The sequence below is a fragment of the Spirillospora sp. NPDC049652 genome, from assembly GCF_040675125.1.
In the GTDB taxonomy this organism is placed as follows: domain Bacteria; phylum Actinomycetota; class Actinomycetes; order Streptosporangiales; family Streptosporangiaceae; genus Spirillospora.
Map to the genome: position 1 here is coordinate 1 of NZ_JBFAOF010000368.1, position 6509 is coordinate 6509.

Consider the following 6509-nt stretch of genomic DNA (forward strand, 5'->3'; position numbering starts at 1 on the left):
CCTGCTGGGCCGCCGCCGCGTCTTCCTGGCCGCGCTCGGCGTGTTCGCCGTCGCGTCCCTGATCGGCGGCCTGGTCGACGACGGGACGCTGCTGATCGCGACCCGCTTCGTCAAGGGACTGGCCGCCGCGTTCACCGCGCCGACCGCCCTGTCCATCCTGACCACCACCTTCCACGAGGGCCCGGCGCGCAACCGGGCGCTGTCGGTCTTCTCGGTGTTCGGGGCGAGCGGCTACTCGTCCGGCCTGATCCTGGGCGGGCTGCTCACCAGCGTCGGCTGGCGCTGGACGTTCCTCACGCCCGTCCCGCTGGCACTCGTCGCCCTGGCCGTGGGCTTCGTGCTGATCCCGCGGGACAAGCCCGCCGCCGAGGGCGGCCACGACCTGGTCGGCGCGGTCACCCTCACCACCGGGATGCTGCTGGCCGTCTACACCGTCGTCACCGCGCCCGAGCGCGGCTGGCTCGACCCGCTCACCCTCGGCTCGATCGTCGTCGCCGCCGCGCTGCTGGTCGGCTTCGTCATCACCGAGCAGCGCGTGGCGCACCCGCTGATCCGGCTCGGCATCCTCCGCGTCGGGACGATCGTCCGCGCGAACGTGAGCGTCATCGCCCTGATGGGCTCGTACATGAGCTTCCAGTTCATGATGACCCTCTACCTGCAGGACGTCCTGCACTGGTCGCCGCTGAAGATGGCGCTCGCGCTGCTGCCCGCCGGCCTCATCGTCGCGTTCGGCTCGCCGTTCGTCGGCCGCCTGATCAACCGCTGGGGTACCCCGCGCCTGATCATCAGCTCGATGGTCTCGCTCTCCCTCGGCTACGTCTGGTTCATCGCCACCGCCGGGAACAGCCCGCACTACGCCTTCACCGTCCTGCCGACGATGATCCTGCTGGGCGGCGGGTTCGCCTTCGGGTTCTCCGCGATCATGGCGCAGGCCACCGACGGCATCGACGACTCCGAGCAGGGCCTGGCCTCCGGCCTCGTCCAGACCTCCGGCCAGGTCGGCGCGGCCCTCGTCCTCGCCGGCGTCACGGCCCTGGTCGCGAGCGACTCGCACCCGGGCGGCGGCTTCGCCCCCTTCAACCCGGGCCTCAACCTGGTCACCGGAGTCGCGGTCGTCGGCCTCGCCTTCAACCTGGTCCCCCTCCTCGGCCTGGCCCGCTCGCGCGCCACGGCGTCCACCCCCGTCAACTCCTGACCCCGACGGACGTCCCCGTGGGTCAACTCCTGACTCCGCGGGACGTCGTCACCGAGGCGCGGCATCCAGCCGCGCCGCCGAGTTCCTTCCGGCATCACCGCTGGGCCACTGGGCCGCAGTCCGCCACCCCGGGCTGCGGCCCAGCGCCGTTTCGGCCATTCACGCGACGGCGAACACCACTCCGTCACGCACGCCTCCGGGCCGGACGCGACGGCGCTGACGGTGTTCACCGCCCCCGAACTCCTCTCACCCACGAGCCCCGCAACTCCTTTCCTTGAGCTTCATGGCGTTGCGGGGATCCCTACCGTCCGCCCGCTACTGGGGGCGTTTCCAGAAGGGACGGGGCGAGTGGGTGCTGCTGCTGGTGGTGGGAGTGGTCAGGTCCTCCAAGGTATTGATGGCCTGTTGCCAGACCTCGGTGACGGTCGGAGGCGCAAACGCCGTGGTCGGTTGCTGGAGCGCGCGGATCTTCTGCGCCAGGTCGTCCAAGGTGGCGCGGACGGCCGGAGTCAGGACGAGTCCGCTGGAGAGCAGCCAGGTCAGGAAGGGCAGGAGCCGGTTCTCCAGGTGGGTCGGCCGGTCGGATTCGCGGACCGTGCGCATGCGGTCGAGCTCGGCCTTGAGGTGCCGGGCCACCTCGCTGGACGTCTTTCCGGCCGAGCCGTCCGGAGCAGGTCGTGGCCTGCGGCGCCGGGACGGCGGCGGGCTGGTCGGGGGCGGGCTGGTCGGCGGGGGCGGCGGGGCGGACGGAGCCGGGCCGCCGGCCGGGAAATCGGGAAGGTCCAGGTCGTCGTCCTGTGAGTAGGCAGGCGCCGGCGGGACGTTGCGGGTGCTTCCTCTCAGCGGAGCGGCGGGCCTGGCCCTCGGAGCGGGAGGCGGCGGCGGACCGGCCGGCGCCATCGGGGCCCCGGGGACGGACTGAGCGCTGACACTGGAGGCGTCAGCGGAAGCGGAGCCCGCAGAGGCGATGTAGAACACCTCAGGAGCATCGGCGGCAGCAACGCCGTAGCCGCCGGTAGGCGGGCCGGACGCGGAGCCGGCCCAGCCGTCGGGGAGATCGACCGGCTGCGTCACCTGGTGCGGAACCTGGTCTTCGGCGACGACACGGGTGTCCACGGCGACGAACGCGGTGAAGCGGCACAGGACGCCGAAGGACAGGGACGTGTCGACGATCTTCTGTTCCAGGGCGGCCGAGCCGCCTGCGGCGTACCGGTCTTCCAGGTCACGGAGGTGTGCGCGTGCCCAGAGGGCGGACGCCATCGGGGCGTCGGCCTCCCTGCCGCGCGCCCGGTACTCGCGCGGCGAGCCGTCCGGCGTCAGGCCTTGCAGGACGAGGGAGCCGAGGGGCGCGCCACGGTACCGTCCGCGCACCACGAGAGGGACGCCGGGGAAGAGGGCGCCCAGCCGTTGGGGCGCGATCGTCTCACTGACCAGATCGAGACCGTCCGGGCGCAGCGACAGCTCGGTCAGCAGCGGTGCCCCGATGCGGTGGTGGACGCGTTCCATCGCCTCGTCCAGCCGGTCTTCGGACTCCACCAGCTCGCAGTGGCCGCCACCGGCGGTCGCCAGCCGGCGGAGGAAGCCGGCGTTCACCGCGCGGTCGATGCCCACCGTGTGCACGCGCACGCCGCGGAGCTTGCGTGCGAGGCGGTTCAGGATCTGGTCCTCGTTGCCGATCTGGCCGTCCGTCACCAGCACCAGCACGCGGTCGCGGTCGGGCTCCGACGGGGACAGCAGGTCGCATGCCGTCTCCAGCGGTGTGAGCATCTCGGTGCCGCCGCGGGCGTTCACGGTGGCGAGGTGCTCGACGGCGCGGAAACGGTTGCGGTCGGTGCCGGGGGACAGGCCGGCACCGAGCTCGGGCGGCGACTCCACAAGGTTGTCGAACGACAGCACGGCGAAGCGGTCGGCCGGAGTGAAGGTGTCGACGATGCGGGCGGCGGCGCGCCGGGCGGCGACCATCTTCCAGCCGTGCATGCTGTACGAGCGGTCGAGCACCAGCACCACGTCACGCGGACGGGGACGGCCGGTCTCGGCGGACGGCAGCACTGTCAGGCAGAAGGTGCCCTCATCCCTTCGGGCGTCGTCGGGTGTCAGCGTCAGTGCCGCGGTGCCGGTGACGGGCGCGTCGAAGACCAGCCGCAGGATGAAGTCGCGGTTCAGGCGCTCTCCCGGCTGCAGGCGCACGGTGGTGCGGCCCCCGGCCGTCTCCTCGGCGACGACGTGCAGGGCCGAGCGGATCTCGGAGAGCGGCAGGTCGCCCGAGTCGAGGTCGACCGTGAGCGAGAGCGCCACCGGGTTGGGGAAGCCGGGCAGCAGGACGGGCGGCGTGATGCGGGACGCGTCGGGCGCCGCGTCGGTGTCCGGCACGACACCCGTTCCGGCCGCCTCGTCATCAAGAGGCGCGCCGGGGATGTAGCGGGGCGCGACCACCAAGGGAAAGCGGAACGTCGCCTCCCCGCTCCCTCCGCCGAACCCGCCCGCCCCAGCGAACCCACTCACCTCGCCGAATCCACCGGCCGGGTCCGACCCGCCACCGAAGGCCCCACCTCCGCCGGCCCCGCTTGCGCCGGCCCCGCTTTCACGGGGGCCGGAGGGGACGGATTCGAAGGGGAGTGGCTGGCTGAGTCCGAGGCGCACCGTCACGCGCTCGCCGGGGAGGATGTTCCCGACGCGCATGGTGAACACGTCGGGGCGGTCCTCCTCGGCGATGGCGGCGCGGCGGCCCGAGGCGATGGCGGTGTCGTACTCCTGGCGCGCCTGCCCGCGTTCCTTGAGGACGCCCTCGACCACGCGGTCGGCGGCCTCCATCCGCAGCGAGGTGACCGCCGCCCGGTCGGGTAGCGGGAATATGTACGTCGCCTCCAGCGGGACGTCGAAGGGGTTGCGGAACCCCTGCTCGACGGTGACCGACGCGGCCAGGCCGGACACGGCCGCGTGGACGTCCACCGAGTCGAGCGGCAGGTTGCCCTTCTCGGTGCGGAGCGCGCCCAGCCCCCCGTCCGGGGCCGGAGGAGCGGTGGGCTCGGGGAGCCGGGTGATGCGCACGGTCACTGGTGCCTCCCGGGAGGGTGGTGGGGGGATTCGACACGGCCGGCCGGTTCGAGCAGGCCGCGCCGCCGGAGGGTGTCGAGCAGTGGAGCGGCCGATCGCGCGATGGCGGCGAGGTCGTCCTCACCGAGGTGGCGCGTTTCGACGATGACGGTCACGCCCGGAGCCAGCCGCACCCCATGGACGACGTCCGGGACCACGGGTGGCACGGCGCTCGGCGGCGGTTCGCCATGGAACCGGGCGGTGGGCCGGACGGTCCAGAAGCTGTCACGAGGACGGGCGACGTCGATTTCGACAGTGTCACCGGGGACGCCGTCGCCGGTACCGGCGGCAGCGGCGGAGTGGATCGCGCCGACCTCATCGTTCTGGGCGTCGGTGAGCGGAGACGCGGCGTCCTGTTCCGGGAGGCCCGGTGAGGCCTGGTCCGCGGGGCCGGCATCGGACTCAGGAGCCACGTCGGTGTCGGCGGCGATGCGGCGGAGCAGGGAGTCGGGCGCGCCGGCCAGTTCGACCTGGATCTCGGCGATCGACCGTCCGAGGGCCTGCCGCCGTTTGACGGCGAGGAGTTGCAGCAGGTGCCGGGGGCCGTAGAGAGCGGCGCGTCCCCGGCGGCCGAGCGGTGGGTCGAGCAGGCCGATGCTCGTGTACCAGCGGATCAGCCGCTCATTGGGGAGATCTCGAACGCGTCCGTTGACTCGCGGGACGCCGTCGGCGGCAAGAGCGGCCGCGGCGTGTTCCGCCAGTTCGCTGATCGTCCAGGTCTCGTCCACCTACCGATAGTGACACTGTCATCATGACACTGTCAAATCAGCGCAGGGGGCGCGACGCCCCGCCGGGTGCTGAGTCGAGAGGGTCCGACGGCTGAAGCCAGAGAAAAGGGGATGAGTCGTGCCTTCCGACAAGAAGTGGCCGGCAGCTTCCGCCGCCGCGCTGTGCCGCGCCATTACGCCCGCCTTCCGGACGCGGACCGCCGAGAAAGCGGTCGGCAAACCTTGTCTGAATGGTTCTGATGCGGCCGAAAAGAAGCCACCTCCGACGGGCGCCCAGCCCCCGAGGCGCGACAATGGCTGCTTGGTGATTTCCCCACCGGGAGAACCGCCCACCGCCGCCGGGGATGGAAGCGTGCCGGTCTGCGCCGAACGCTCCCTGAACCGCCGAGACTCGCCTGCTTGAGGGCGGTTTCGGCCTCTCGCCCGCGAGTGATCCAATGGTGCCTCGGCCGCCGCCGCAAGCCCCTCTCCCCGCCGCGCGGCGGCTGCGGATATTCGAGCCGCGCGGGCGTCCCAGGTGGTCATCCGCATGGTCGGCCGAGTTCGTCTCGGCAACTCCCCGCGCCGCCGATCCTTCGACTTCGCCGGGAACGGCGATAGGGCCGCGGCGGAAGTTCATATCGGGCCCCGAGCGAATTACTGTGAGTAGTCACTACTTGCCTCATGGTGAATTCCGGCAGGGGAGGACCGTGTCTCCAGCAATGTGCACTCCGGCACCCCGTCGAAGAGCGTCCGGCGCTTCTCGCGAGGCGGTCCTGCGGCTGGTCGCCGTCTCCACCGGAATCGCGGTCGGCCTGACCGTCCTCCCCACGTCCGCCCAGGCCGCCTACGTCCTCACCACCGGCCGGATCGTCCACAAACCGGCGCCCAGCGCCGACGACGTGGCCAAGAGCAAGGACGAGGTCCGCAGGAAGGCCGAAGAGGTCGGACGCGCCAAGGCCCGGCTCGCCCAGGCGGACGGAGAGCAGGACCGGCTCGCCATCGCGGCCGAGGCCGCCGTCGAGCAGTACAACGGCGAGCAGGTGAAACTCCAGCGTGCTCAGCAGGCTTACCAGGCCGCGCAGCAGCGGGTGGCCGACGCCGAGCGGCGCGAGGCCGACGCCCAGCGGCAGCTCGCCTCCTTCGCCGCGGACGCCTACCGGGAGAACACCGGCTACGCGTCCTGGGCCGCGGTCATCGCGGGCGAGGGCGGGCCCCAGGGGTTCATGGACCGGGCGGGAATGGTGGAGGTCCTCGCGCGGCGCCGCACCGAGGCGGTCAAGCGCGTCGAGGCGTCCCGGATCGTCGCGAACGTCTTCCGGCGCCAGTCCGAGCGGGCCTTCCGCGACCAGCAGGCGGCGACGAGGAGCGCTGAGGAGGCCAAGAGCGCGGCCCAGCGGATCCTGGCGCAGCAGAAAGCCGTCGTGGCGCGCGTCAGCGAGCAGAAGAAGCAGCTGGAGCAGAGCCTCGGGACGGCCAGGGCGCGCTCCGCCGATCTCGCGCGCCGGCGCGAG

Annotated in this window: 4 protein-coding genes; 2 read left to right on the forward strand and 2 right to left on the reverse strand. The window is 72.3% G+C overall.

The window, feature by feature from the left end:
- Positions 1-1195: MFS transporter (locus tag AB0J52_RS22250; RefSeq protein WP_500183792.1), on the forward strand; the 1195-nt coding region annotated here is incomplete at its 5' end.
- A gap of 315 nt (positions 1196-1510) precedes the next feature.
- Here AB0J52_RS22250 and AB0J52_RS22255 read toward each other — a convergent pair.
- Both AB0J52_RS22255 and AB0J52_RS22260 read right to left on the reverse strand, forming a co-directional pair.
- On the reverse strand, positions 1511-4249 hold the full coding sequence (locus AB0J52_RS22255; RefSeq protein WP_500183793.1) for a VIT domain-containing protein: 2739 nt from the start codon (positions 4247-4249) through the stop codon (positions 1511-1513).
- Positions 4246-5016, reverse strand: coding sequence for a MerR family transcriptional regulator (locus AB0J52_RS22260; RefSeq protein WP_500183794.1), 771 nt, complete (start codon positions 5014-5016; stop codon positions 4246-4248). Before AB0J52_RS22260 ends, AB0J52_RS22255 begins: the two co-directional genes overlap by 4 nt.
- Before the next feature lie 701 nt (positions 5017-5717).
- Between AB0J52_RS22260 and AB0J52_RS22265 the strand changes: the two genes are divergently transcribed.
- Positions 5718-6509 (forward strand): coiled-coil domain-containing protein (locus tag AB0J52_RS22265; RefSeq protein WP_500183796.1); only part of this gene is annotated, 792 nt, incomplete at its 3' end.